Origin of the sequence: Paenibacillus oralis (genome assembly GCF_003863965.1) — a bacterium.
GTDB classification, from domain to species: Bacteria; Bacillota; Bacilli; order Paenibacillales; family Paenibacillaceae; genus Fontibacillus; species Fontibacillus oralis.
Genome location: NZ_RRCN01000001.1, coordinates 2,660,971 through 2,686,495 on the forward strand (window position 1 = coordinate 2,660,971; position 25,525 = coordinate 2,686,495).

23 protein-coding genes and 1 riboswitch are annotated in these 25,525 nt (G+C 54.6%); of the genes, 16 read left to right on the forward strand and 7 right to left on the reverse strand.

Annotated elements, in window-relative coordinates; genetic code table 11:
- Nucleotides 1–188 precede the first annotated feature (188 nt).
- The 4 genes from EHV15_RS12195 (at nt 189) to EHV15_RS12210 (ending at nt 5,114) form a co-directional block, all read left to right on the forward strand.
- Nucleotides 189–1,478, forward strand: coding sequence for an ABC transporter substrate-binding protein (locus EHV15_RS12195; protein ID WP_128631441.1), 1,290 nt, complete (start codon nt 189–191; stop codon nt 1,476–1,478).
- A gap of 89 nt (nt 1,479–1,567) precedes the next feature.
- Complete coding sequence (locus EHV15_RS12200) at nt 1,568–2,443, forward strand: carbohydrate ABC transporter permease (protein WP_128631442.1); 876 nt, start codon at nt 1,568–1,570, stop codon at nt 2,441–2,443.
- 28 nt (nt 2,444–2,471) lie between these two features.
- Nucleotides 2,472–3,302: a carbohydrate ABC transporter permease gene (locus tag EHV15_RS12205; protein WP_128631443.1), complete on the forward strand. Its 831-nt coding sequence runs from the start codon at nt 2,472–2,474 to the stop codon at nt 3,300–3,302.
- A 57-nt stretch (nt 3,303–3,359) separates the two neighbouring features.
- Nucleotides 3,360–5,114 (forward strand): DUF5605 domain-containing protein, encoded by a 1,755-nt coding sequence (locus EHV15_RS12210; RefSeq protein ID WP_128631444.1) that lies wholly within the window; start codon nt 3,360–3,362, stop codon nt 5,112–5,114.
- Nucleotides 5,115–5,611: 497 nt separating this feature from the next.
- On the opposite strand, the gene EHV15_RS12215 is transcribed toward EHV15_RS12210, so the two are convergent.
- On the reverse strand, nt 5,612–7,063 hold the full coding sequence (locus EHV15_RS12215; RefSeq protein ID WP_128631445.1) for an aminotransferase-like domain-containing protein: 1,452 nt from the start codon (nt 7,061–7,063) through the stop codon (nt 5,612–5,614).
- Nucleotides 7,064–7,276: 213 nt separating this feature from the next.
- Here EHV15_RS12215 and EHV15_RS12220 point away from each other — a divergent pair, with 213 nt between their 5' ends.
- On the forward strand, nt 7,277–7,897 hold the full coding sequence (locus EHV15_RS12220) for a LysE/ArgO family amino acid transporter (RefSeq protein ID WP_128631446.1): 621 nt from the start codon (nt 7,277–7,279) through the stop codon (nt 7,895–7,897).
- Nucleotides 7,898–8,085: 188 nt separating this feature from the next.
- Nucleotides 8,086–8,838, forward strand: coding sequence for an oxygen-insensitive NADPH nitroreductase (nfsA, locus tag EHV15_RS12225; protein ID WP_128631447.1), 753 nt, complete (start codon nt 8,086–8,088; stop codon nt 8,836–8,838).
- Nucleotides 8,839–9,325: 487 nt separating this feature from the next.
- Here the strand turns inward: nfsA and EHV15_RS12230 are convergent, their stop codons facing one another.
- A complete protein-coding gene (locus tag EHV15_RS12230; protein WP_128631448.1) occupies nt 9,326–10,150 on the reverse strand; it encodes a TatD family hydrolase in 825 nt (274 codons plus the stop codon).
- Between the two features lie 219 nt (nt 10,151–10,369).
- On the opposite strand from EHV15_RS12230, the gene EHV15_RS12235 reads away from it, so the two are divergent.
- Nucleotides 10,370–11,335 carry a tyrosine-type recombinase/integrase gene (locus tag EHV15_RS12235; protein WP_128631449.1) on the forward strand — a complete coding sequence of 322 codons (966 nt, stop codon included), beginning with the start codon at nt 10,370–10,372 and terminating at the stop codon, nt 11,333–11,335.
- Between the two features lie 311 nt (nt 11,336–11,646).
- Nucleotides 11,647–12,270 carry an HD-GYP domain-containing protein gene (locus EHV15_RS12240; protein ID WP_246061498.1) on the forward strand — a complete coding sequence of 208 codons (624 nt, stop codon included), beginning with the start codon at nt 11,647–11,649 and terminating at the stop codon, nt 12,268–12,270.
- Here the strand turns inward: EHV15_RS12240 and EHV15_RS12245 are convergent.
- Genes EHV15_RS12245 through EHV15_RS12260 form a run of 4 tightly spaced genes read right to left on the reverse strand, consistent with a single transcriptional unit; the run spans nt 12,267 to nt 15,206 of the window.
- Nucleotides 12,267–13,070 carry an ABC transporter ATP-binding protein gene (locus EHV15_RS12245; protein ID WP_128631450.1) on the reverse strand — a complete coding sequence of 268 codons (804 nt, stop codon included), beginning with the start codon at nt 13,068–13,070 and terminating at the stop codon, nt 12,267–12,269. The genes EHV15_RS12240 and EHV15_RS12245 overlap by 4 nt on opposite strands.
- A gap of 5 nt (nt 13,071–13,075) precedes the next feature.
- On the reverse strand, nt 13,076–13,840 hold the full coding sequence (locus tag EHV15_RS12250) for an ABC transporter permease (RefSeq protein WP_128631451.1): 765 nt from the start codon (nt 13,838–13,840) through the stop codon (nt 13,076–13,078).
- Nucleotides 13,837–14,130 (reverse strand): MTH1187 family thiamine-binding protein, encoded by a 294-nt coding sequence (locus tag EHV15_RS12255; RefSeq protein WP_128631452.1) that lies wholly within the window; start codon nt 14,128–14,130, stop codon nt 13,837–13,839. The genes EHV15_RS12250 and EHV15_RS12255 overlap by 4 nt, the downstream gene beginning before the upstream one ends.
- Before the next feature lie 32 nt (nt 14,131–14,162).
- The gene (locus EHV15_RS12260) at nt 14,163–15,206 is read right to left on the reverse strand and encodes an ABC transporter substrate-binding protein (RefSeq protein WP_425464432.1); all 1,044 of its coding nucleotides are present in this window, start codon (nt 15,204–15,206) and stop codon (nt 14,163–14,165) included.
- Between the two features lie 148 nt (nt 15,207–15,354).
- Nucleotides 15,355–15,466, reverse strand: a riboswitch (TPP riboswitch).
- A gap of 331 nt (nt 15,467–15,797) precedes the next feature.
- Between EHV15_RS12260 and EHV15_RS12265 the strand changes: the two genes are divergently transcribed.
- Together EHV15_RS12265 and EHV15_RS12270 are read left to right on the forward strand one after the other, a co-directional pair.
- Nucleotides 15,798–16,010, forward strand: a complete 213-nt coding sequence (locus tag EHV15_RS12265) for a cold-shock protein (RefSeq protein WP_128631453.1) — start codon at nt 15,798–15,800, stop codon at nt 16,008–16,010.
- Between the two features lie 172 nt (nt 16,011–16,182).
- Nucleotides 16,183–17,640, forward strand: coding sequence for a GGDEF domain-containing protein (locus EHV15_RS12270; RefSeq protein WP_178075837.1), 1,458 nt, complete (start codon nt 16,183–16,185; stop codon nt 17,638–17,640).
- On the opposite strand, the gene EHV15_RS12275 is transcribed toward EHV15_RS12270, so the two are convergent.
- On the reverse strand, nt 17,637–18,140 hold the full coding sequence (locus tag EHV15_RS12275; protein ID WP_128631455.1) for a CcdC family protein: 504 nt from the start codon (nt 18,138–18,140) through the stop codon (nt 17,637–17,639). The genes EHV15_RS12270 and EHV15_RS12275 overlap by 4 nt on opposite strands.
- A gap of 317 nt (nt 18,141–18,457) precedes the next feature.
- Between EHV15_RS12275 and EHV15_RS12280 the strand changes: the two genes are divergently transcribed.
- From EHV15_RS12280 to EHV15_RS12305, 6 genes are all read left to right on the forward strand, one after another.
- The gene (locus tag EHV15_RS12280; protein WP_128631456.1) at nt 18,458–18,967 is read left to right on the forward strand and encodes an Rrf2 family transcriptional regulator; all 510 of its coding nucleotides are present in this window, start codon (nt 18,458–18,460) and stop codon (nt 18,965–18,967) included.
- Nucleotides 18,964–20,067: a lactonase family protein gene (locus tag EHV15_RS12285; RefSeq protein WP_128631457.1), complete on the forward strand. Its 1,104-nt coding sequence runs from the start codon at nt 18,964–18,966 to the stop codon at nt 20,065–20,067. The genes EHV15_RS12280 and EHV15_RS12285 overlap by 4 nt, the downstream gene beginning before the upstream one ends.
- 1,177 nt (nt 20,068–21,244) lie before the next feature.
- A complete protein-coding gene (locus tag EHV15_RS12290) occupies nt 21,245–22,321 on the forward strand; it encodes a sulfate ABC transporter substrate-binding protein (RefSeq protein ID WP_128631458.1) in 1,077 nt (358 codons plus the stop codon).
- 96 nt (nt 22,322–22,417) lie between these two features.
- Nucleotides 22,418–23,248 carry a sulfate ABC transporter permease subunit CysT gene (gene cysT, locus EHV15_RS12295; protein ID WP_128631459.1) on the forward strand — a complete coding sequence of 277 codons (831 nt, stop codon included), beginning with the start codon at nt 22,418–22,420 and terminating at the stop codon, nt 23,246–23,248.
- A 41-nt stretch (nt 23,249–23,289) separates the two neighbouring features.
- Nucleotides 23,290–24,150 carry a sulfate ABC transporter permease subunit CysW gene (gene cysW / locus EHV15_RS12300; RefSeq protein ID WP_128631460.1) on the forward strand — a complete coding sequence of 287 codons (861 nt, stop codon included), beginning with the start codon at nt 23,290–23,292 and terminating at the stop codon, nt 24,148–24,150.
- Nucleotides 24,151–24,199: 49 nt separating this feature from the next.
- Nucleotides 24,200–24,439 (forward strand): YezD family protein, encoded by a 240-nt coding sequence (locus EHV15_RS12305; RefSeq protein ID WP_128631461.1) that lies wholly within the window; start codon nt 24,200–24,202, stop codon nt 24,437–24,439.
- The last annotated feature ends 1,086 nt before the right edge of the window (nt 24,440–25,525 follow it).

The following is a 25,525-nucleotide window of genomic DNA, read 5'->3' on the forward strand; positions in this document are numbered from 1 at the left end:
AAAACAAAATTCGTCTATTGTGCTCAAAATGGGCGATTAAGAACAGCCGCAACGCGTCAGCGAAGTGTACAAAATGACAAATGCCGCTCATACCGGGCTCCCGTCCTCGGGTAGTAGACTTAAAGCAGGTAAACAAGCAGAGCGCTTGCATACCGAAAACTTATATCACATATAACGGGGGGACGCTTATGAGAAAAAAACGCTTAACGGCAGTACTGGCATCGATGACGGCGATCATGTTAATGTTGTCGGCCTGCGGAGGCGGCGGCGGTTCGAAGAACGCTGCTGCGGGAAACGGCGCCGGAGGCGAGGATGCCAAAACGGCCGTGACGGTCTGGGTGCTGAATGATCAACAGGCTTATTTGGAACCGATCATCAAAGAGTTCGAGAGCAAAAATCCGGATATTAAAGTAGAGCCCACCTTCTACGGTACCGATCCGTTGAAAGAATCGTTGAAGGTGGCCGCCGCTTCAAAAACGCTGCCGGACATGTGGTTTACTTGGGGCGGTTCGCTCGGCTCATTTTATCCTGAAAACGGTCTCACCATGGATTTGACCCAGGTTGCGGCCGAGCATAAATGGGATGAGATCTACAACCCCGCAGCGCTCGACCTCGTCAAATTCGACGGAAAAATAACGGGCGTGCCGTTCCATCTCGCTTCGCTGGGGGTATTTTATCCGAAAGAGCTGTATACCAAATTAAACCTGACCCCGCCAACCACGTTCGCCGAGTTTGAAGGGCAACTGCAAACGATGAAGGATGGTGGGATTACGCCTTTTGCCGTCGGCGGCAAGGGAGGCTGGATGCTGATGCGTTGGGTTGAGCAGCTGATCGAACTGTACGGCGGCTCCGAGCTCCACGACAAGCTGAACACTCTGGAAGCGTCATGGGATGACCCCGCGGTGGTGCAATCTTTTGCTAAGCTGAAGGAATGGTCCGATAAAGGTTATTTCGAAAAAGGCTTCATCACGCTGGACCCGCAGGAAGCGGAGACGCCGCTTTACAGTGCGCAGCAAGGTTTTGCGCTGGAAGGGGCGTGGGTTGATCTGAGTTTTGCCCAGGCGGGAGCCGATCCGAATCAGTTCGGCATCTTTAAATTCCCGAACGATCAGCAGCCCGTACGGATGTCCAGCTTTGCGGAAATGTTCCAAATCAACGGAAGCTCCGATCCGAAGGTGCAGGAAGCTGCCGTAAAACTGGGTGAATATATTACCGGTCAAGAGGTTGTGGATCAGTATATCGACCAGTACGGTTCGCCGGCCCTGAAGCAGTTCAAAACTTCCGCGCAGTCGCCGCATACCTCCGAGATGGCCGGAATGATCGGGGAAGGCAACTTCCTGATCGCGGACCAGGCTTTGCCGCAGACGGTAGTGCAGAAGCTGTTCGAAGCCCAGGATGCCGTCGTGCTGAACGAATGGACGCCTGAGCAGGCGGCCAAGGAAATTCAGAAAGCCGCCGAGTCGTATAAAAACAACTAGAACGATAGGCGTTTGGTCACAAACTTTCAGGGAAGCGGCCTGCCGGCCGCGCCCTGAAAGCCGTTTACCGGACTTGGAGGGAGGCGCTTATGAAACTGAAGGCTTGGAAGCCGTGGACATTTTTGCTGCCGGCGCTGCTCATTTATCTTGTGGTTATTGTCATACCTTCTCTATACACACTGCAGCTTAGCTTGTACAGCTGGAACGGAATTTCTCCCGAGAAAAAGTTTGTCGGCCTGCAAAACTATATTTATCTATTAACGGAAGATACGGTATTTGGAACCGCGTTAAAAAATAACGTGCTATGGCTGATCGGTTCGCTGACGATCATTATCGGCCTCGGCTTGCTGCTGGCGCTGCTGCTCAACAGGAGTTTGAAGGGCAGATCGATTTTCCGCAGCGTATTTTATTTTCCCTATGTATTGTCGGGCATTATCGTTGCGCTCATGTGGACCTGGCTTTATCATCCGACGAGGGGGTTCATCAACACGGTGCTCGAAGGGATCGGGCTTGGCAGTCTGGCCCATCCTTGGCTGGCCGATCCGAAAACGGCGCTGTACGCCGTGTTCGTCGCCGCAGTGTGGCAGGGCGTGGGGCTGCCGATGGTGCTGTTTCTCGCCGGGCTGCAGAGCATTCCGAAGGACTGCTATGAAGCGGCGCTCATCGACGGGGCGAAGCCGTTCCAATCTTTCCGCTTTATCACGATTCCGCTGCTTAGTGAAACCTTTGTGATCGTTTTTGCGACCACGATGGTTAACGCCATGAAAGTATATGACATCATCTACGGCATGACGGCGGGAGGACCGGCCCAAAGCACGCAGGTGCTGTCGTCCTGGATGTATTATCAGACCTTCAAATTCAACAACATCGGCGTGGGCTCGGCCATTTCCTGGTTCCTTGTGTTTGTTGCGATGGTCGTGATCATTCCTTACGTATTTTACACAAACCGGAAATCGCACGTATGATTTTTACGGAAAGGGGGCGTTGTCTCCGATGGAAGAAACGCAAAAATCCGCCGCTTCGCAAGCGGTTGCCTATATATTGCTGTTTGGCCTGGCGCTGATCTTTCTGATTCCGATTGTTTTCATCGCCATGACGGCTTTGAAATCCAACGCCGATTTGATGCAAAATCCCGTGTACGCTTTGCCGGAGACGCTGGCGTGGAGCAATTTTGCCGAGGCTTGGGATAAGATGAAATCCTATATCGGCAACAGCCTGTTTATCTCGGTCGTGAAGGTGCCGCTCGGCATTCTCGTCGAGGCGCTGGCCGCGTATGCGCTGACCCGGATGGGGTTCAAATGGGCAAACGCGCTGTTTGCCGTGTTTCTGGTCGGGATGATGATCCCGTTCCAGGCTACGCTGGTGCCGCTGAACATGATGCTGAACCACTTTGGGCTGGCCAATACGTATCCCGGCATTTTTATCGTGTATATCGGCTTCGGCATTCCTTTCGGCATTATGGTGCTGCGGGGCTTTCTCCGCTCCATTCCCAAGGAGCTGGACGAGGCCGCGTATATTGACGGGTGCGGGGAACTGGGCAAGTTTTTCCGCATTATTCTGCCGATTGCCATGCCGGCTATAGCCACGCTGGTGATTCTCGACTTCCTGTCCACCTGGAATGAATTTTTGCTGGCGCAAATATTTATCACGAAAGATTCGATGCAGCCGGTTACCGCGGGCCTGCTTACGTTCCAGGGGCAGCATTCCACGAATTACACGCTGCTTAGCGCGGCGGTGCTGATTTCGATCGTGCCGATTTTGGCCGTGTATTTATTTTTCCAAAAATATTTCGTTTCCGGTATGGCCGGAGCGGTGAAGGGCTAGCAAGCCGGACTGGTAAAATACGTGGCCCATGGGGCCGCGAAACGAGGGAGGATGCTTATGATTACTGAGCAAACAAGCGTGGGACGGATATGGTCCGACAAGCCCGCCAAACAAATTTTGTTCAAGTATTTTCCGTTTCTTGCCGATGAGGAGCATATCTCGTTTACTTACAAAATGATGACGCTGGGGCAGTTTCTGGAGCGGCGGCAGGAGCTCGGGTTTCCGCCCGGGGAACGGGAAGCGCTGCTGCGGGAAATGGCTGGGCTGCCTTCCGGAGAAGCCGCCGCGCCGAGCCGCGATTTGGGGAGCGGGAAGGATCAGCTTGCGGACGTGCGGGTCGAAGGGGGCGGCGTGGTCAGCTCACCGGAGCGCGCAGCCAAGTGGGATGTGTTTGAGCTGGAGCTTAAAGGGCCGTCGCAGGGCAATCCCTATACCGATGTGGAGTTGTCCGCTGTGTTCAGCTGCGGCGGCGACAGCCGCTCTGTGCGGGTTCCTGGGTTTTACAACGGGGACGGAAGCTATAAAATCCGCCTGATGCCCGACCGTGAAGGGGAGTGGACGTACCGGACCGAAAGCACGGTCAAGGCGTTGGACGGGCTGGAAGGTTCCTTTGTTTGCGGACCTCCCGCCGCAGATCATCACGGCCCGGTGCGCGTGCAGGATACGTTCCATTTTGCTTATGAGGACGGTACGGCGTATTTGCCGTTTGGCACGACCTGTTATGCCTGGACGCACCAGGGAGAAGAGCTGGAACAAGAGACGCTGAAATCGCTGGCCGGATCGCCCTTCAACAAAATGCGCATGTGCGTGTTTCCCAAGTCTTATTTGTACAACCGCAATGAGCCGCAGTTGTATGCGTATGAAGGTTCACCTCAGACGGGCTGGAATTTCAGCGTGTTTAATCCGGCCTTTTTCGAGCATCTGGAGCGGCGGATCGCCGATTTGGGGCGGCTGGGGATCGAGGCCGATCTGATCCTGTTTCATCCGTACGACCGCTGGGGATTTTCGGAAATGGACCGGGAGGCGGACGATCTTTATTTGCGCTACATTGTGGCCCGTCTGGCGGCGTACCGGAACGTCTGGTGGTCGCTGGCCAACGAATTCGACCTGATGTGGGCGAAAAGCGCCGAGGATTGGGAACGTTTCGCCCAAATCATCCAGGAGAACGATCCTTACGGGCATTTGCTGTCCAATCACAACTGTCTGACCTTCTATGACCACAGCAAGCCTTGGGTGACCCATTCCAGCCTGCAGCGCATCGATGTGTACAAAACGTCGGAAGCGACCCTGGAGTGGCGGGAACGCTGGGGCAAGGCCGTCGTCATCGACGAATGCGCCTATGAAGGCGATATCGACCAAGGCTGGGGCAATATCACCGGCGAGGAAATGGTGCGCCGCTGCTGGGAAGGGATGATTCGCGGCGGATACGTCGGCCACGGTGAAACGTACCTGAACGATGAAGAGATTTTATGGTGGTCCAAAGGCGGGAAGCTGGTCGGCGACAGCCCGGCGCGCATCGGCTTTTTGCGCCGGCTGGTGGAGGAGGCGCCAGGGCAGCGCTGGGAGCCTTTGAAGTCCGATTGGGACCTGCCTTGCGCGGGAATTCGCGATGAATACTATATGTATTATTTCGGCTTCAATAGGCCAAAGTTCAGAATATTCCAATTGCGGGCGGGCGTCCGGTTTAAAGTGGACATTATCGATACGTGGAATATGACGATCACAGAGGTTCCCGGCACCTTTGAAGGCACGTTCCGCGTGGACCTTCCCGGCAGACCGTATATGGCCGTTCGGCTGACCCGGGCGGAGTAGGGCATATTAGGGCATATTAGGGCAGATTAGGGGCGGCAGGCTCTTCCAGTCAAAGGAAGGGCCTGTTTGCTGTTTTCGCCGGCCTTGGTCCGTGTTGCAATTTCTGCGAGAATACAGGCATTTGACGATCCGCTGTCGGCTGCCGCTGGAACGACGATGACTACCCGCTGTCGGCTGCTGGAACTACCAAGATGACCCGACCCGCCGTCGGTCTTCAAAATAGCGGAACTTTATGTGCTTATTTTTTGGAGCCAGACATGTTCATCGCCATTAGCGGAATTTTTTGTCCTTATTTACCTGCGGATGGTTCAGAACGCGGGCATTTCCTTGCGATTCGAGAAAATAGCGACATAAAATTCCCCTATTGTACTCAAAATGGGGGATGTCGCCGAAATAGGGACATTTTATGTTCTTATTTTTTTCGCCGAAGTTTCTCGGGCAGCCGAATTTTGTCCATTCCATTCCCTCACTGCATTAAAGTCGCCGCGTCCTGCTCATCAGCGTAACAGCGATCTGACGATCACCGCTAAACGTGAGATGCCCTCCTCCAGCACGTCCGGCGCGGCGTAAGCGTAAGAAAGGCGCAGCCGGTCGTTGGCCTCCCGGTCGTAAAGATGCCCGGGGTTGATCAGGAGGCCCGCTTTCAGCGCGGCGTCGAACAGCTCCCGAGGCGCCAGGGAAGCGTTCAGCTTCAGCCAAATGTAGAAACCGCCGCGCGGAGCTTCCCAGGCCGCCAAACCGCTAAAATGCTGCTTCAGCGCGGATAAGGCCAGGTCCCTTCTGGTCCGCAGCCCGGAGCGGAGCCGTTCCAGCCAGGCGTCGTACATCCCGCTTTCCAGCCATTCCGCGGCGGCCTGCTGAGACAGGGCGCTGGAGCCGTAATCACTCTGCATCTTGATGTCGGCGAGCCGCTCGATGACGGGCGGGGGGCCGGCGACCCAGCCGATGCGCAGCCCGGGGCTCAGCGTTTTGGACAGGCTGCCGACATACAGCACGCCGCCGCTTTGGTCGCGCGCCTTGAGCGGGAGCGGAGGCGGCGCATCCAGCCAAAGATCGCGGTACACGTCGTCCTCGACGATCGGCAGCCGGGCGGCTTCGCAGCTTTCCAGCAGCAACTGGCGCCGTTTTTCGCTCATGACCGTGCCGGTCGGGTTGTGGAACGTCGGGATCGTGTACAGCAGGGCTCCTTCATACTGTTTGGCGTAAGCGCTGACGAGATCGGCCCGCAGGCCCTCCGCGTCCATTGGGATGCCCCGGAGCTTCATGCCGGCCGATTGGAAAACGGGCACCGAATACAGGTAGGACGGCCGCTCCAGCAAAACGGTGGACCCCCGCAGCAGCAGCCCTACCGAAATGAGCTGGAGCGCCTGCAGCGCGCCGGATACGATAAGCAGCGACGAGGGGGAGGCGGCGATCCCGAGCTTTTTCAGCCTGCCGGCGATGATTTCCCGCAGCCGCAGGTCCCCTGCGGGTTCGCCGTAGCCCAGGCTGGGCGGGCGGTTGGCCATGTGCCGCAGCAGCTCGCCCATCTCCGCCTGCGGCAGCAGCTCGGGGGACAGTTCCCCCGTGCCCAGCCGGATGATGCCGGGGCGGAATTCGGCCCGGTTGATTTCCTGCACGGCGGGAAGATTCGGGCGCTGCGTTCCAGCGCTTACATAGCTGGTCCAATCCGGAGGAGGAGCTGCGGCCAGCACGCCCCAGGTTTGGTTGATGACGCGGGTCCCGCCGCCCTTGCTGCCTTGAATCATCCCCGCGGCCGCCAGCTCGTCCAGCGCGGCGACAACGGTGCTGCGGTTGACGCCGAGGTTTTTGGCGAGCATGCGCTGCGAAGGGATGCGGGTGCCGACCGGCCATTCGCCGCCGGCGATTTTATCGCGGAAGTGCTCCATGATTTGCCGGTGCAGCGGAACGGACGAATTGCGGTTCGGCTGCCATAAAGGTTGTTCCATAGCGCTGTTTTCCTCCTATTGGGGTTGAATAGCTTGTCCGATTCGTTACCGTCAAACTTCATTATACAGTTTGGTTGGTTTGATAGCCAACCAAATGGATGGAGCCATAAAGCGGGGCAGCGGGTACAATAGGTTTCACCGGTCAAACTGAGAAGATCGGTCAAACCTGAGAAGATCGGTCAAGCCTGAGAGGATAGGAAGGGGGTGCGCCTTATGCTGGGAGCTGCTTTGCATGGCTTTGTGCTGGCGTTTGGACTGATTTTGCCGCTGGGCGCCCAAAATGTGTTCGTATTTAACCAAGGAGCTTCGGGACGCAAACTGGTTCGGGCTTTTCCGGCTGTTTTGACGGCGGCCTTATGCGATACGGCGTTGATTTTGCTGGCGGTGCTGGGCGTGTCGGTGATCGTTTTGTCGGCCGTTTGGCTGAAAACGGCGCTGTTTGCGGCAGGCGCCTGTTTTATGGTCTACATGGGCTGGTCGATTTGGCGAACCGCACCGCGTCAGGTTGATGACGCTGATTCCGGCCTGCCTGCCCGAAAGCAGGCGATGTTCGCCATGTCGGTATCGCTGCTGAATCCGCACGCGATCCTTGATACGGTCGGCGTGATCGGAACGAGCTCGCTCGGATACGCAGGAAGCGCCAAATGGTCGTTTACGCTGGCGACGATTCTGGTGTCGTGGCTCTGGTTTTTCGGCCTGGCTTTGGCGGGGAAGATGCTTGGGGGGCTCGATCGCGGCGGGCGGATTCAAGCGGTGGTCAACCGGATCTCCGCGCTGATCGTATGGGGGATGGCGGTGTATTTGCTGTATAGCGCGGCTTCGGTATTCGTATAACACATGCTTTTGTCCGCCAAGATTGCCGCCTGCCGCCGCAAGTTTACTCCTTGGCATGCCGCTTTTTCAACGGGCGTCCGGCATCGGGCTCCCCGGCTTGCTAATCGGTCATGAAAGTTCCATAATGGGACTGGAAAACGGATCAAGCGGTTCAATTTATTATGGCAGGGTTGGGAGTGAAAAAAAGCATGAATAAGACGAACGAAACGATATCATTGCTAATGGCCCATCGTTCGATCCGGAAGTTCAGCAGGCAGCCGGTGAGCCGGGAGCAGGTCGAAACGATCGTTGCTGCGGGGCAAATGGCCTCCACCTCAAGCAACGTGCAGGCTTACACGGTTATTGCGGTAAACGACCCGGAGCGCAAAAAAACGCTGGCCGCGTTGTGCGGCAACCAGGCTTACGTGGAGCAGTGCCCTGTATTTCTGGTCTGGTGCGGGGATTTGTCGCGGTTAAAACATACGGCTGAGCGGCACCTTCCCGCACAGGAAACGTATGAAGGAGCGGTGGAAAACTTCATCGTCGCCACGGTAGACGCCGCGCTGGCGGCGCAAAATGCCGCCGTAGCCGCGGAATCCTTGGGGCTGGGCATCGTATATATCGGCGGAATACGCAATCAGAGCGCCAAGGTGGCGGAATTGCTCGGATTGCCGGATTTGGTTTATCCCCTGTTCGGGATGTGCCTGGGGGTTCCGGACCAGGAGCCGGGACAACGCCCGCGGCTTCCACAGGAGGCTGTTTTGCATTGGAACGGGTACGACGTTTCCCGGGAAGAGGAGCATGTTGCCGCCTATGACGAGACCATGTCCAAGTATTTGCGCGAGCGGACAGGCGGGGCCAAAGATACGCCTTGGTCCGTGTTAATGGCGGAAAAACTCGCCCAGCCCTCGCGGCTCCACCTGCGTGAATTTTTGCGGGAGCGGGGGTTTGAATTAAAATAGTTTTCCATGAAAAAAACCTGCAAAGCGCTTGCAGGTTTTTTTGCGTTTTATTAGCGATGTGTCAAGGCATTGCTGTGGTGTGGCGAAAATGCGCACAGGAATCTAACGGTTGCAGCAGCGGCTATTTTCCGAAAAAAGACCTTTTCTGAATTCTAACGGTTGTGATCGCCGTTATTTGCCTGAATCTAAGCAAAATAGCCGGATTTCAGTGAAATAAGCGCCATGGCAACCGTTACAATTTGAAATCAACGTTTTTGGAGCAAATAGCGCTTGTGGCAACCGTTAGAATATTTGTGCAGATGGAAAATGTATCTTGTCAAATCAGATTGGACGCAACACTAGTGGAAAACGCGTGAAATGAGCGAATAGCGGCTTTCCGGTCCGTTACGAGACAAAAGTACGCCTAACTGCAGCGGGGCGGGAGCCTGTCCATGACCCATGGGCCAACGCTAAACAGCATCGGAAGAACGCTGCCGGCCGCAAAACGTCATATCCCGTAAAAACGGCGGGTATTCTCGTAAAGCGCCGCGGCGGCTTCCTCCGGGGCGATTCCGCGAATGCCGGCCCAGGCGACAGCGACGTGTCCCACCATCGCAGGATGGGTGAGCCGGCCGGAGAAAGGCCCTTCAAAAGGCCAAGGGCCGTCGGTTTCGGCCATCACCAGGTCGGCCGGATACATGCGGGCCAACTCCTGAATGTCCCGCTCGTACAGGATATCCGGCGTAAACGAGACGTAATAACCGCGATCGGCCATGCGGCGGACGGTTTGTTCCGAACCTTTAAACCAATGAAAATGAGCCCGGGTCAGCCCGTGCCGTTCCAGCATGTCGCATACGAGCTCGGCATCTTCATAAACGGCGTGCAGCACAACGGGTTTATCCAAACGTTTTGCCGCAAGCATCAGCCTCTCCAGCAGCTCAAGGTAAGGTTCGAGATCGAAAGGCCGGCCTTGCCCGGACGCTTCTTTTCGTAAATAGTAGGGGAGCCCGATTTCGCCGACAGCAATCATTTCGCGGGCATGCTCCTCCATCCAGTCCAAGAGGCGGTTTGCTTCGCCTTCAGACGGCACGGGCTGTTCGGGATGATAACCGAATGCCGGATAGACGAGGCCAGGGTAGCGCTCCGCAAGAGACAAATTGAGCCGGGAGGAAGCCAGGTTCATCGATACGGCGATGAGAGCTTCCACTTTGTTTCCCGGCATCTCCTGCAGCAGCTTTTCCCGGTCTGCCTCGTCATACAAATCTATATGAACGTGAGCATCGATCTTCGGCCACAACGTTTCCGGCGGTAACTCTTGCAGATGGGACGACATATTATCCGCTCCTTTCAAGCGGCGGTGTATACCCCTAATTATATCTCTTTGTGCAGGCATGTGTCAGTCAGCGCGGAACATCACTTTGCAATCCATGAAAACAACTTTGCAAGCCGGTTTTTACCGTGATCTCACATATTTTCTTATGACAAGATTATTCATGTCGTACAATAACAATTATGCGACACTATACATCGCCAACAGGAGGTACACAAGATAATGCAACAGAACTTATTGACGGCAGTTACCAAACAATATCCGTTCCATTTTTCAAAACAAGACTATCAAGACGAGCAGATGATCCAAATGTTTTTGACCGCTTGCTCAAATGCCCCGAATACACGTAAAAATTACTACCGTGCGTTGGAACAATTCAGGCGTTTTTTATCGGGCATGCCGCTTAAGGATGTAACCTGGAGGGAAATCGAAGCTTACAAAATTTATTTGACGCACGGCATTTACCGCGAGTCCGGAAAACCGCTGGCACCCGCAAGCGTCGCGGCGTTCATAGCGCCCTTGAAGTCTTTTTACAAATGGGGAAGCGACCGGGGCATTGGAATTTTCGACCATAATCCGACCCAAAACATCCGGATCCCGACGGCGGTGGTAACGAGCCGGAAGCATTATTTGACGCGGAACGAAGTAGGCAAGCTGCTAAACAGTTTGCGAAAAGAGAGCCTCCGGAACTACCTCATCGGCCTGTCCCTTGTACTGCTTGGCCTGCGCGTTTCGGAACTGACCGGGATAAAATGGGGCGACTTTCATACCGATCCGACGGAAACCTCGATCTGGTTAACGATTTCCCACGCCAAGAGGGGAAAAAGCAGAGAGGTTAAAATTCCTCCGCAGTTATGGAGGCTGTATCAGCATCACGCCCAAAATTTGTCGAATTGTGACGAACCGGAAGCGGAGTTGAGGCTTTTTCCGATTACGCCTAGGCAAATCGAACGCATCATTAAACGTGCAGCCCAGCGGAGCAACATCAGTAAAGAACCGACGCCGCACTGGCTACGCCATACGAACGCGACGCTGGCGCTGCTTCAGGGAGCATCGCTGCAGCAAGTGCAGGAAACGCTCGGACACGCGCATATAAACACGACTCAGCGCTATCTTCACACCGTGGAGCAAATGAAAAAAGCAGCCCCCGATTTCGTTCAGGACTGCCTGATGGAGTTCATAGAATAAAAACAATAGTTCTTTTTCTCTATTTTCGGACTAATATTAATGCAAATTTCGCTCTTTTGTCCTATAATGTAACATAAATGAATTACAATCCTTGCCACATTTCGACCATTTTCTTCCTCATTTATGTCGCATAATTGTTATTGTACGACATTTACCGTTTTTTGACCGTGGGCTCTGACATTATTGGGTGATGCGCGGTGAAAGTTAACGGAAAATCGTGATTTTTTCTTATTGACCTGTAGCGTTGATATTAGAAAAACCACCTGGGAATATGACGGGCAAGTGACGACACAGGGTTTAGGGGGCAAAACTTGTTGATTGGTCCAAGTGAATTCATGGATGACTTGTATACGGATAATAACCCCGATGCGGTGAAGTGGTTTGAAATGCTTATGCGAAAACATCCAGAAACCTATCATCATTGCGTCCGGGTAGCCATGCTTGCGGAGAAGATTGCGGAACCGCTGGGCATCGGTGGGGCGGAGAAAGACAGTTTAATACGAGGCTGCTTCATGCACGACATCGGGAAAACGATGATACCGCGCGGCATTATCGAGCATCGCGGGCCATTGACGCAGCAGCAGTGGAATATTATCAAGCTTCATCCGGTGGTTGGCGCCGAATTGGTGGAGGTGAATCCGGCCTTTGGGCCGGATGTTGTCGCAGTCGTTCGGTGGCATCACGAGCGTTGGGATGGGGGAGGGTATCCCGACGGGTTAAAAGGGGAGGAGATCCCTTTTAACGCGCGGGTCTGTTCCGTTGTCGACGCGTTTGATTCCATGACATCGGACAGGCATTACCGCCTGAAAAGGCTGACGATGAGCGAGGCCAAACTGGAGCTTTTGCGGCACAGCGAAACGCAATTTGACCCCGACGTCGTCCACGCATTGATGAAGTTATCCGACGACATGCTGAACATTTATTCGATACTTTAATTTTGGCACTGCTGTTCTGCGGCCATACGCTGGGCGATGTCGCGCTTCAGTTCGAGGAACAGCGGGTCTTCGGCCACATCCTCGCGGCGCGGGCGCGGAAATGGGACCTTGATGGTGTGCAGCACCCTGGCCGGACGGCCCGAGAACAAATAAATCGTATCCGACAACATCAGCGCTTCGTCTATGCTGTGCGTGATCAGCAGGACGGAGCGTTTGTTTTCCTCCCACATTTCCAGCAGCCAGCGCTGCATGTCGCTGCGTGTCAAGGCATCCAGCGCGCTGAAAGGCTCGTCCAGGCACATCACCTCCTGGGGAGCAAGCAGTCCCCGCAGGAAGGAAGCCCGCTGCTGCATGCCGCCGGACAGCGTGTGGGGATACGCTTTTTCAAAGCCGCCCAGTCCCGCTTTCCGCAGCCATTCCCGTACTTCGCTCCGCGCGCCCGCGCGCTTCATTCCGGCGATTTCCCGCGCAAGCACGACGTTGTCCTCAATGCTTCGCCACGGAAAAAGCGCCGGCTGCTGCGGCACATAGCTGATGTGGCCACGTTGTCCGGTCACCTTGCTGCCCTGCAAATAAACCTCTCCCTGATCGGGGGCGGTCAAACCGCCGATCATGTGGAACAAGGTGCTTTTGCCGCAGCCGGACGGGCCGATGATCGAGACGAACTCGCCGGCGTGTACCTCCAGCGAAATATCGCGCAGCACGGGGACCTCTTTACGCCGATCACGGAATGTTTTATGAATATGGCGTACCTCAAGCGCTAACGGGGCTGCCGTTTTTTCTCCGGTATGAACATTCATGCGAGCTAATCCCCTTTCTGCTTGTATCGGACCAGCCATTTTTCGAGCAGGGCGACGCAGACGAACATGGCCAGGCTGATCACGACGATAATGGCGATGGCGACGAAAATTTTATCCGTGCGAAACGACGATTTTTGCAGCAGCATATAATAGCCGATCCCCTTGTCCGCGCCGATCCATTCGGCGATGACGGCCCCCATCACGCTGTAGGTTGCGGCGATTTTTACGCCGGAAAGAATGGCGGGAAGGGCATAGGGGATTTCCAGTTTGCGAAAAATCTGGCCTTTGGACGCCCCGATCATCCGCATATAGTTCAGCATCACCCGGTCCGTCCGGTTCAGTCCGTCCATGGCGGCAACGGCCACGGGGAAAAAGCAGACGAGCGTAATGACGATGATTTTGGGCAGCATGCCGAAGCCGAACCAGATCATAAGCAGCGGGGCCAGCGCGATGCTGGGCACGTTTTGGCTCAAGATGATCAGCGGATAAAGCGATGCTTTCAGAAACGGCACATAATGCAGCACAAAAGCGACCAGCAGGCCGACCAGCGTGCCGATGGCGAATCCGGCCAACATCAGGCGCAGCGTGGCGAAGGTGTGCTCCCATAAACCGGCCGCTTCGCCAGCCGCTTCGCGGCCGATGTCAACCGGGCTGGGCAAAATCCATTGATCAATATGGAACCATACCGTAGCCCCTTGCCAAAGGAGCAAAAACAGGATGACCGCCGTAAGCGGCGGCCATACGCTGTTCCAAAGGCTGCGGAAATTCATAGGCGGTATTTCTCGGTCAGCTTATCCATACTGACGCCCTGCGGGTTGTAAGAAATTTTAATCTGCGAAATGATCCCTGTGCTGCCGAACTCGATGACGGCTTCGTTCATCTTTTTGACAATGGCCAGCAGCTCGTCCAAATCGCCCTCCATCGTGGTCTCCAGCGGATTCACCTGATATTTGACCCCGGAGGCCTGAATGACCTCGATCGCGCGGTCTACATACGGAATGACGTCTTCGCCGTTGGGCGTTTTCGGAATGATTTGAATGCTGAGCAGTGCATTTGGCATAAATTTAACATCCTCTCTCGGTTTATTTCTCATTACTCGGCAGGCAAAAACTCGTTTGTAAACGCGGCATCAACATCAATCGGCTTCTCCAGCAGCCCGCGCTCGTGCATCCAGTCGGAGTAGTTCTGCCACACTTCTTTTTTCTGCTCGCCCCAGCGGGCCGCGTCATCCCGGTATTTCGGGCTAAGCCACTTCTGGCTGGCGACGACCAGGTCATGGTCGAGTTCAGGTACGGCCTTCAGCAAAATTTGCGCCGCTTCTTCCGGATGATCGATGGCGTAATTGTATCCTTTGGACACGGCGCGCATAAACGACTTGACCAGCTCGGGATCGTTTGCGATCGTCTTCTCGTTCGTCACGATAACGGGCGTGTAATAGTCGAGCTTATCCGAGTAGTCCTTGACGTACAACATATCGAGCGGCTCGCCTCGAAGCTCCGCTTCAATGCCGGTCCAGGCGTAAAAAATCCAGGCGAAGTCGATGTCGCGCTTCACGGCGGTGAAGTAGTCGGCATCTCCGATGTTGAGGAATTTGACTTTGCCGACGTCGGCGCCTTCCAGGTCCATGATGGATTTCATGACGGCTTCTTCTACCGGAGACCCCCATCCGCCGTAAGTTTTGCCTTCAAAATCTTTCGGCGATTTGATGTTTTTGCCGGCCGGAGCGGCGAAGCCGGAGGTGTTGTGCTGAATAACGGCCGCGATCGATACGAGCGGAACGCCTTGCGTCCGGCTTTGCGTGACGTTCTCCTGCACGCTGACGCCAAACGGCGCCTCGCCGGAAGCGACCATCGCTTCCGCGCCGCCGGAGCCCGGGAGCACGATATCCACGTTCAGGCCTTCCTCTTCAAAATAGCCCAGCTCTTTGGCGGCGTATAAGCCGGTGTGGTTCGTGTTGGGGCTCCAGTCGAGCACGAGCTTAATGTCACGCGGCGCCTTGGCGCCTCCATTGTCCGCAGCGGCACCCGCGGACGAATTGCCCCCGTTGCCGCCGGCAGCTTGGCCGCCGCAGCCGGCCAGGACCAGCAGGAGGCAGGATAGGACCGCCGCGAGGGAAGCCCGCATGTTTTTTTTCACAGCAATATCTCTCCCTTTTTAATGTTAAATTTCCGCAGTTTGTTCATTTAACCTGGAAGCTCCGAAACCTTCCGGACGTAAGGTCCAGACAACAAAAAAAACGTCCCGGTCGGGACGCTGATAGGCTGGCGGAATGACATGAATTGATGTTCCATCCATAACGGCTCCCTACGCTGGCATTATCCAGATCAGGTTAAAGGGTCAGTATCTTGAAGGGACACAATCTCAGCCGGCCGATTCCAGCACCCCTGAACTATTCAACTGTGGATTTTAATAGTCATTATAATTTCCCCCGGCCCGTCTGTCCAGTTGGCAAAGGGAATCGGCTTGAAATATCAGGAGATTTGCGTTTTATTTGGTAAACCGTTATAATTGAATCAGCTTATGATTCGAGAACGCAGTATTCACACATTGAAAAGAGTGTCACTTTATATATGGAACTTTTTTCAATGTGTGAATTTTTTTTAGATAGGCATTACGCTCTTGGTGCGCCCATTTTTGCGCCAGGAGCCGTTTTTATTCAGCTCATATAAGCGGCGCTTGGCTGCTTGCCGAATTGGTTGACCAACATCCATTTTGAGGAGGAAAAAGATGAGCTACCGTAAAAAACCGTTGGAGGAAATTCCCGAGGAGAACACGCCGGTCTGGTCTTGCATCAGCGAGGATTGCAATGGCTGGATGCGGGATAATTTTACGTTCGATTATACGCCGGTGTGTCCTTTATGCTCTTCGGAAATGGAGAAGGGGATGAGGATGCTGCCTCAACTGAAGAATCCCACTTTCGATCCGAGAACGTCTTCTTAGGCGTAATCCGATAAATACCCTACTTGTCCCAAATAGCCGCGTTCGCCATGAAGCGAATGCGGCTGTTTGCCGTTTTGTGGGAGCCGGGAGAAAAAGATTGCATCTCCATTTAAAATCTAATATGTTGGAGGTACTACACGAAAAACAACCAGAAGGGGGGAATTGCCCGCCTATGCATGGAAATTACAAGGTGGCATCACAGGTTTTCGACATTCCCTCCGGAAGCAAGCAAAGAAAATTGGCGGTTTTTCTGGCCATTTTGATCGTGGCCGTGTCGATGGCGGCGATTCCGCTCGGCATAAGAAATTCGCCCGGGTTGGAGCTTTTTTTTGCCGCTGCCATCGCCTGGCTCATATTCGGGGATCTGCTTACCGCTTTTATTGTCTACGGTCAATACCGGGCGTCCGGAATTCCGTCGCTGCTGGTGTTGTCCTGCACTTACCTGTTTACCGGAATCATTACCGCTGCGCATATTATTACGTTTCCGGGGCTGTTTTCCGATGCCTGGTATTTCGGCGAGCGCAGTCAGGCTGCGGGATGGTTGTGGGTGTTTTGGCACAGCGGATTTTCTTTGGGGATTTTGCTGTACGTGTTCACACAATCGATATGGCCAAAGCCGATCGAGAAAAAAGAGCATATTTTCAATTGGGGCGCGGCGGGCATTTCGTTTACTTTGCTGCTTGCGCTTGGCATTATTGAATTGTCGGTCCTCGGGGAGCGGGCGCTGCCCGAAATTATACGTCACAGCGATTACCGGCAGTTAAATTCGTCCGGGATCGGCCCTGCCGTATGGCTGCTGAACTTGGCGGCACTGATCGTGATGGCCTGGAGAAACAAAGGCCACACGGTACTGCACTTGTGGCTGACGGTGGCGATCGTTGCGCTTATGATGGACGTAACGCTGACCTTGCTGGTCGGCACCCGGTTTTCGCTCGGCTGGTACTTGGCCAAAATTAATTCGGTCATTGCGGCAATGGCCGTAATCTGCTCGGTGGTGAACGAGGTGAACCGGCTGTTTATCCGGCTTTCGGAACAACACCGGCAATTGATTGAGTCCGGCTTCGAGCTGGAGAAAGCCAACGAGAAATTAACCCGGCTGACCCAATTGGACGGATTGACCGGAATTCCGAACCGCCGCCGTTTTGATGAGATTTTGTCGCGGGAAATGGCCTCGCCGGGGGGGAGATCGACGTCCTTGTCGCTGCTTATCATCGATGTGGATTGCTTTAAAGCCTACAATGATCACTATGGACATCAGGGCGGGGACGAGGTGCTGCGTTCCATCGCCCAAACGATCCACAAAAGGGTGCAAGCGTTGGGCGGGTTTGCGGCGCGTTACGGCGGGGAGGAATTTGTCGTGGTCTTGTCGGATTGTGACGACCGCCAAACCCGGAATATAGCGGAGAAGCTTCGCAGGGCGGTGTCCGGGTTGGCCATCCCCCATGAAGTTTCCGCGGTTTCCGGCTGCGTCACGATCAGCATCGGGGGCTGCTGCATTTCGCCGCTTGATCCGGTCAGCGGGCAGGATTTGATCGGCTGCGCCGACCGCTGCTTGTATAAAGCGAAGGAGGCGGGCCGCAACCGGTCTGTGGTCGAAGGCTGGACGGACTCGCAGCCCGCGGAGCTTTAATCGGAATTGGAAGGGCTGTCAGGGCCTGCCGTCATGGCGCGGTATTGCTTCAGCATAAACAGCCGCCAGCGGATAATCATTCCGTAGGCCAGCAGAAAGAAGACGGCACCGGTCTGAAGCACGGAGATATATTGCTCCACCGCTTCGTGAAGCAGCATGCGGACAGCGAGCAGGCCGATCAGAATAAAAATAAAGCTGCGCGAGCGCTGGGCATAGACCTGGCCGTCCACCTTCTCGAATTTTGTGGTCCGGATGAGCGGATAGGAGAACAGCAGCCAGCCGAGAGCAAAGGCGATGATCCCCCAAGTGACGGGAATATGCGTCTCGGGAACGACGAACATCATAAACCCGGTCGTCATGCCAAGCGGGGGGATGATGATTTTCCGGATCGTCACGGGCCGGCGGCTCGCCTTGAGGCGGATAAACAGCACGGCTACCGCCATGAACAAGGCGCCGAAAGTAAAGGCGATTTGCAGGTAAGAAGGGTTTATCGCATTCATGGGAGATCCCTTTCTATATAAAGAAGTGATTGTTTGACAAAACTAAATACTTGTTAATAGTGCGTGTTCAAAAAGTCGGGTTTTCAGCACCGAGAAGGTTGGATGAAGCTAGGGACTGAGTAGCGGAGCGTACGTTTTGGGTACGTGAGCAACGGAAGGCCCGGCTGAATCCAAGATTCGATGTCGAGACCACTTCCCGACCTGCTTCGTGATCAAAAGACGACTTTTTGAACAACCTCTAATAGTATTTCGCGAGAACATTATAACATAATCGGCCGCTCATGTTTCAAACCTGCCAAGGTAAAGGGGGAAGGACAATGAATAGCGAATTCACGGTTGCGGTCCATTGTCTGTTGTTTCTGGACAACAAAGAGGAGCAAATGGCTAACAGCGAGCAAATCGCCTGCAGCGTCGCGACCCATCCGGCCCGCGTGCGCAAAGTGCTTAGTTCGCTGCGGAAGCACGGTTTGGTGACAACGAAGGAGGGCGTCGGCGGAGGATATCAGCTCAATACGGAACTTGCGCGGGTGACTTTGGGCGACTTGTACCGAATGTTTGCGCGCGGTTCGCTGCATCCGGGCTGGTGCTCCGGCAGCGAGGAGTCCACCTGCCAAGTATCTTCCAATATGCACACCGTCATGGACCGGATTTTCACCGGCGGGGAGCAACGGCTGGAGTCGTATTTCGATGAACTTTCCTTGTCGGAGGTCAAACGGATGCTGGATGAAACCGACAGCCAGGCCGGAAGAGAGCATTGTACGGGTAAATATAAGGATATGAAGGATCTGTTGGAAGCGCGGAAAGCCCAGGGAGGAGTGCTGAGGTGAGTATTTTCGATCGAACGGATTCCCGGTTGTTTTACGCAGGATCTTATGCTGAGCCGGGCGGCCCGGGAATTTATTTATGCGAACTGGACTTGCGGAGCGGCGCCATGCGCATCCTCGGGCAAACGGATGGGATTGTAAATCCTTCTTTCGTGATCGCGGATATGGACGCATGGCGGCTTTATACGGTCAGCGAGCAGAGCGAAGGGAGAACGGCCAGTTTCGCGATCAATCCGGCGGACGGCGGATTGACGAAGCTGAACGAGCTTCCGACGCTGGGGGCGGATCCCTGCCATCTCGCGCTGGCGAAGGCCGGCGAGGAGGGTTGGCTGCTTGCCTCCAATTATTCCAGCGGCAATGTGATCAGCTTTACGCTGGGCGAAGACGGGGCGCTGGCGGGGATACGATCGAACGTTCAGCATGAAGGCGGCGGCGTTCATCTGGAACGGCAGGAGGGGCCCCATGCGCACAGCGCCGTTCCCAGCCGGGACGGGAGGTGTGCTTACGTCTCCGATCTGGGGATCGACCGGATCGTGATTTACCGGCTGGAGGACGGAAAGCTGGTGAAGCACGGGGAGGCACGGCTGCCGGACGGCTCCGGCCCGCGCCATTTTGTCATTCATCCTTCCGGGCGGTACGCCTACGGAATGAATGAATTAAACAATACGCTGACCGTTTACGCTTGTGACGTGGATCAAAGGCGCCTGGAACCTCTGGAGCATGTCGGCACCTTACCCGGGGATTTCCGGGGCGAGAACTATCCGGCCGACATTCATCTGTCGCCGGACGGCCGCTTCCTGTACGGCTCCAACCGGGGGCATAACAGTCTCGTCCGCTTCCGCATCGATCCGGCGAGCGGCAAGCTTGGCGACCCGGAGTGGATCGGGACCGGCGGGAACTGGCCGCGGAACTTCGCCGTGCTGGACGGCTACGTGCTGGTGGCGAACCAATACAGCGGCAATATCGTGGCATTCCGGCGGGATGCGGAAACAGGCCAGCTGTCGCCTGCCGGCCAGGAGCTGGCCATCGCCAAGGTCTCTTGCATCGAGCCGCTGAATTCTAGGGCAGGGGCAGGCACGTATTCGCTCCCGCCGGAAATCTAACGGTTGTAACAGCCGCTATTTTGCGAATAAAGACCCTTTCTAAATTCTAACGGTTGTAATCGCTGTTATTTGCCCTGATCTGAACAAAAATAGCTGGGTTTAAGCGAAATAAGCGATATGGCAACCGTTAGAATTTGAAATCGGCGTTTTTGGAGCAAATAGCCGCTGTGGCGAGCGTTAGAATGGAAAGAGATACGCATCTTATCAACTTTGATGCAAAAGTAATGTCCCTCTTTTGAGAATAACGGTAATTTATGGCGTTATTTCCCACGATTTGAGCTGTTTTGTTGAAATAGAGGAAAAAAATGTCGTTATTTGTGTGCAGACCGGCTGAAATCGAGTAAATGTACGCGTCTGACGAAGAATAGCGGTAATAAATTCCGCTATTTTTCCGCTGAATGTGAAAAGCGAGATATAGCGACATTTTTTACCTCTATTGTTGGAGCCGCTATGTTTGATCGGTCCGCTCACCATCGCAATACCAGACCCGCGCCCCAAAAGTACCGTCTATCCGCTATCCGCGATTATCCACGGTTCAAGAGGTTAACCAGTATAACCTGCATATCCACGCTTGATCTTCACGTTCGATCCGTTCCAATCCGGCCACCCCCTAGCCATCCCCTAGCCATCCCCTAGCCATCCCCTAAGCTAACCTGACCGCATCTTAACACTTCTACTTACCGCATTTAACCGCATCTACTGACCACATCTACCACATCTACCGCATCTACCGTATCTACTGACCACATCCACCGCATCTAACCATGCCTTTTCTTCAACCCGGACATATGCGCAGACCTCACTGCAGGTACTTGCATTCCGCCCCAAACTCCACAATTTAACGAATAATCATTCCCATTTTGCGGCTCGTACATTCGTCTTTCGCAATATAAGGGGACCTTATAAATAATTTGGTTTTTTTGAATAAAATGTTTGACAATTTTAGGCCCTCGATAATAAAATAACACCATAGCATACTAAACAGGTAGGAATAATTTTAAATGTTCTAACCGTACGGGCGGAGGAACGCTCTATTGCCTTGGCAGACACGGGTAGTCGCTCGGTTTGACCGTAGGGATTGGGCGTTTCTCCGTTTCCTCCTTTTAGGGGATGACGGGCGGTATGAAGCCTACCGGCGGTGCAAGCAAAATATCAAGAGAGCAAGGGGAGTGATACGATGATCAAACTGTGGAAGCAAGGGGTTCTAATGAGTTTGGTGCTGGCGATGCTGACGGTGATGACGGCCTGCTCGGCGGATAACAAGCGGGGCGAGGAGGCGAGCGCGGAAGCCGCTTCTTCAGGCAGCGGGGAGAAGCTTAAGGAAGTGGAACTGCTGAACGTATCCTACGACCCGACCCGAGAGCTATACGAAAAATACAACGCAGCATTTGCCGCTTATTGGGAGAAAGAGAAAGGTCAAAAAGTCACGATCAAGCAGTCGCACGGCGGCTCGGGCAAACAGAGCCGGGCGGTGATCGACGGCCTGGGGGCGGACGTGGTTACGCTGGCGTTAGGATACGATATCGACGCCATTCAGCAAAGCGGCCAGATCAATGAGGGCTGGCAGCAGAAATATGAATATAACAGTTCTCCTTATACCTCGACGATTGTGTTTTTGGTGCGTAAAGGCAATCCGAAAGGGATCAAGGACTGGGACGATCTGATCAAAGATGGGGTGGAGGTCATTACGCCGAACCCGCAAACCTCGGGGGGCGCCCGCTGGAACTACCTGGCGGCATGGGGATACGCCTTGCACCATAATAATAACGATGAAGCCAAAGCGCAGGAATTCGTCAAGGAACTGTTCCGGCACGTTCCTGTTCTGGACAGCGGCGCCCGCGGGGCGACGACGACCTTTGTTGAACGCGGACTGGGCGATGTGCTGCTCGCCTGGGAAAACGAAGCCTGGCTTTCCGTAAAAGAGCTCGGACCGGACAAATTCGATATCGTTTATCCATCGGAAAGCATCCTGGCCGAACCTCCCGTAGCGGTTGTGGACAAAAACGCCGACAAACACGGAACCCGGGAAGTCGCCGAAGCATACCTGAAATATTTGTACTCGGAGGAAGGACAGACGATCGCGGCGGAAAATTATTACCGTCCGACACTGGACAGCGTAAAAGCCAAGTTTACCGACCAGTTCCCCGACATCAAGCTGTTTACGATTGACGAGGAGTTTGGCGGATGGGCGGAAGCGCAGCAGAAACATTTTAGCGATGGCGGCGTTTTCAGCCAGATTTACGTACCTCAATAACCGGCCGTACAAAGCGGAGGATAGGTCCCGGAGAGGCGGCGCAAACAAACCGCTGAGCCGCTCTCCGGCCTGAAACAGGAGAAAGGATGAAGTAACATGCACAGTAGCGCCACGAAGCGCGGAGTACTGCCAGGATTCGGGCTAACTATGGGATACAGTGTGCTTTATTTGAGCTTGATCGTGCTGATCCCGCTCTCCGCCTTGCTGCTGAATTCTACGGGACTTACCTGGGAAAAGTTTTGGGATGTCGCCACGGATCCGCGGGTGTTGGCCTCTTATCGGGTCAGCTTTCTGACTGCGGCGGCCGCCGGTCTGATCGATGCCGTGCTGGGGCTGCTGCTGGCTTGGGTGCTTGTCAGATATGATTTTCCCGGAAAAAGACTGTTTGACTCCATGATCGATCTTCCATTTGCGCTGCCCACCGCGGTGGCCGGAGTATCGCTGACGGCGATCTACTCGTCGAATGGCTGGATCGGCTCCTTGCTTGAGCCGCTGGGCATCCGCATCGCGTTTACGCCGATAGGGATCACGCTGGCGCTGATGTTTATCGGCATCCCGTTTGTCGTCCGGACGGTCCAGCCGGTGCTCCAGGATCTCGACGCGGAAGTGGAGGAGGCTGCGGCCACCCTGGGCGCCAGCCGGTTCCGCACGTTCCGGTCGGTTGTGCTGCCGGAGCTGTTGCCGCCGCTGCTCACCGGGTTTGCGCTGGCTTTTTCCCGCGGTATCGGGGAGTATGGCTCGGTCGTGTTTATTTCCGGCAACATGCCGATGAAGACGGAAATCGCCCCGCTGCTCATCATGTCGAAGCTGGAGCAGTTCGACTACGCCGGCGCGACGGCGGTGGCGATGATCCTGCTGCTCATCTCGTTCGTGCTGCTGCTGCTGATCAACTCGCTGCAGCGCCGGATGCGCAAAACCGCGAGATAACGGGCCAAACAGGATGATTCAAGCATGGAGGAGGAAATCATATGGCGGGTTCTGTACCATTAGCTGCCCATAAGCCGACTGCGCCCGGCCGCCAGTCCCGAAAAAGATCGGGCGCCGTAAAATGGGTGCTCATCACCCTCGCGGCGCTGGTGCTGATCTGGTTGATCGTGCTGCCGCTGGCCGTCGTAATCACGGAAGCCCTCAAAAAGGGCTGGGGGGTTTACGTGGAAGCCATCCGCAACCCCGACGCCTTGTCCGCGCTGCGGCTGACGCTGCTCGTCGCCGTGATCACCGTTCCGCTGAACACGATTTTTGGCGTGGCGGCCGCATGGGCGATTACCAAATTCAATTTTCGCGGCAAGCAAGTGCTCGTGACGCTGATCGACCTGCCCTTTGCCGTTTCCCCCGTTATCGGCGGCCTCATTTACGTGCTCGTCTACGGGGTTCACGGCTGGTTTGGGCCATGGCTGCAGGAGCATGACATTACGATTATTTTTGCGTTGCCGGGCATCATTTTGGCGACCTTGTTCGTGACCTTCCCGTTCGTCGCCAGAGAACTGATTCCGCTCATGGAGGATCAGGGACAGCAGGAGGAAGAAGCCGCCGTTACGCTGGGTGCGCGAGGCTTCCGGATCTTTTGGAAAGTGACGCTCCCAAATATCAAATGGGGGCTGCTGTACGGCATTATTTTGTGCAATGCGAGAGCGATGGGGGAATTTGGCGCCGTGTCCGTCGTATCCGGCCATATCCGGGGAGAAACCAACACGCTGCCGCTGCATGTGGAAATTTTGTATAACGAATACCAGTTTTCCGCATCGTTTGCGGTGGCGTCCTTGCTGCTGATGCTGGCGCTCGTCACACTGCTGCTCAAAAGCTGGTTTACGCGCAAAAGCAGCCACTAAAACAAGGCGTGAGTCCAAAGATTCGCTAAAGAACAGGAGGGCGATAAAAATGGCAAGACCACTAAAGGTAGACGATGTCTGGTTGGAACGAATTGCCGGGCTGTTGGGTGGCATGGAATTCGGCTCTCTGAACATCGTTGTTCATGAAGGGCAGATCGTTCAAGTCGAACGCACGGAACGAAAGCGGTATGAATTAAGTTCGGGCAGCTCGGCCGGTTCGGCCAGATCTGCCAAGTCGTCCCGCCACGCAGTCAAGTCTTTACGCGAATCGGGTTCCGTGTCGAACTGATCTCATTAAGACAACCCCGCTCCGGGCAGCGAAGGCCAAGCGCCGTGCTGCTTTAGGAGCGGGGTTTTGTTGTTTTTAAGGGCTCAACTTAATAATCAGCGCTTGACAGTCAAGCCGGTAACCGATCGTGGCAAGAAATATCGGAAGAGCGTTGAAAGCTTGAGGACAGGAAAGGCCGGTGGGTTGGTCGGCAGATCGGCAGATCAACATCCGCTGTCCGGACGCTTTGCACGATTATCCCGTTTGATCGGGAAGCAGAGAGGAAGATAAATTCAGGAGAAGAAAATATGTTTGGGAGAAGCAGACATGTTCGAGATCGTTAGACAGGTTTGTGAGAAGGAGGTTTAGGAGAAGTGAAGCAGACCTGACGGGAGGAATGAGGCAAGACACCGGGAAAAATGAAAGGATCGTGATTAGCCCCCACCCTTTACCCCTGAACAAAAGGGATAATCGTGCAAGGCAGCATGCAGGGATACCAAGACACAAACGCTATAGACAGCCACATCAGAGCCAAAGTCATAATTTATTTGGTCAAGCACTGATCTCGGTTTTGAGCCTTTTTAAGATATCAAAAAGTATAAACTTCGTGGGATCGGCTGCCTGATGTCGAAAGAAAAGTTACCTCCAAACGCGCTCTTTTCGCAGCATGAAATCGGTAAATAAGCCCTGATGTAACTAGGCAAAGTCATTACTGTCCTCTCTCTGTCCGCTTAAAGGCCGATGATCGTCGACGATCCAAGATACAATGATAGTGTCGAAGAAGGTAAACCTTCATCTTTGCAGGGCCGTGAATGACACTTTCACGGTCCTGCTTTTTCTCGCCGAGTTTTGGGGCCGCGCAGTGCTCCTAACCGGTCGTCCCCCATTGCAACGGGTGATGAGACCAGGTAGGCGCCTATAGAGGAAGGACGTTCGAACAAAGTGCAAATCGTAGGGGTGCCTGAGGGGGCGATTCGCAATGGGGGGGCGTGACCAAACGCTTAGCGTTTGCTAATGCTCGCCGACCATTTTCTCTAAACATCGGCGGGAACACCATACGCAAATGAAGGAAGGTGAGAATTTGGCGCAGATTGCCTTGAAATGACG

Excerpts from the sequence above, each read along its gene's own strand:
- EHV15_RS12195 (WP_128631441.1), top strand. The coding sequence starts at position 189 with ATGAGAAAAAAACGCTTAACGGCAGTACTGGCATCGATGACGGCGATC.
- EHV15_RS12200 (WP_128631442.1), top strand. The coding sequence starts at position 1,568 with ATGAAACTGAAGGCTTGGAAGCCGTGGACATTTTTGCTGCCGGCGCTG.
- EHV15_RS12205 (WP_128631443.1), top strand. The coding sequence starts at position 2,472 with ATGGAAGAAACGCAAAAATCCGCCGCTTCGCAAGCGGTTGCCTATATA.
- EHV15_RS12210 (WP_128631444.1), top strand. The coding sequence starts at position 3,360 with ATGATTACTGAGCAAACAAGCGTGGGACGGATATGGTCCGACAAGCCC.
- EHV15_RS12215 (WP_128631445.1), bottom strand. The coding sequence starts at position 7,063 with ATGGAACAACCTTTATGGCAGCCGAACCGCAATTCGTCCGTTCCGCTG.
- EHV15_RS12220 (WP_128631446.1), top strand. The coding sequence starts at position 7,277 with ATGCTGGGAGCTGCTTTGCATGGCTTTGTGCTGGCGTTTGGACTGATT.
- nfsA (WP_128631447.1), top strand. The coding sequence starts at position 8,086 with ATGAATAAGACGAACGAAACGATATCATTGCTAATGGCCCATCGTTCG.
- EHV15_RS12230 (WP_128631448.1), bottom strand. The coding sequence starts at position 10,150 with ATGTCGTCCCATCTGCAAGAGTTACCGCCGGAAACGTTGTGGCCGAAG.
- EHV15_RS12235 (WP_128631449.1), top strand. The coding sequence starts at position 10,370 with ATGCAACAGAACTTATTGACGGCAGTTACCAAACAATATCCGTTCCAT.
- EHV15_RS12245 (WP_128631450.1), bottom strand. The coding sequence starts at position 13,070 with ATGAATGTTCATACCGGAGAAAAAACGGCAGCCCCGTTAGCGCTTGAG.
- EHV15_RS12250 (WP_128631451.1), bottom strand. The coding sequence starts at position 13,840 with ATGAATTTCCGCAGCCTTTGGAACAGCGTATGGCCGCCGCTTACGGCG.
- EHV15_RS12255 (WP_128631452.1), bottom strand. The coding sequence starts at position 14,130 with ATGCCAAATGCACTGCTCAGCATTCAAATCATTCCGAAAACGCCCAAC.
- EHV15_RS12265 (WP_128631453.1), top strand. The coding sequence starts at position 15,798 with ATGAGCTACCGTAAAAAACCGTTGGAGGAAATTCCCGAGGAGAACACG.
- EHV15_RS12270 (WP_178075837.1), top strand. The coding sequence starts at position 16,183 with ATGCATGGAAATTACAAGGTGGCATCACAGGTTTTCGACATTCCCTCC.
- EHV15_RS12275 (WP_128631455.1), bottom strand. The coding sequence starts at position 18,140 with ATGAATGCGATAAACCCTTCTTACCTGCAAATCGCCTTTACTTTCGGC.
- EHV15_RS12280 (WP_128631456.1), top strand. The coding sequence starts at position 18,458 with ATGAATAGCGAATTCACGGTTGCGGTCCATTGTCTGTTGTTTCTGGAC.
- EHV15_RS12290 (WP_128631458.1), top strand. The coding sequence starts at position 21,245 with ATGATCAAACTGTGGAAGCAAGGGGTTCTAATGAGTTTGGTGCTGGCG.
- cysT (WP_128631459.1), top strand. The coding sequence starts at position 22,418 with ATGCACAGTAGCGCCACGAAGCGCGGAGTACTGCCAGGATTCGGGCTA.
- cysW (WP_128631460.1), top strand. The coding sequence starts at position 23,290 with ATGGCGGGTTCTGTACCATTAGCTGCCCATAAGCCGACTGCGCCCGGC.
- EHV15_RS12305 (WP_128631461.1), top strand. The coding sequence starts at position 24,200 with ATGGCAAGACCACTAAAGGTAGACGATGTCTGGTTGGAACGAATTGCC.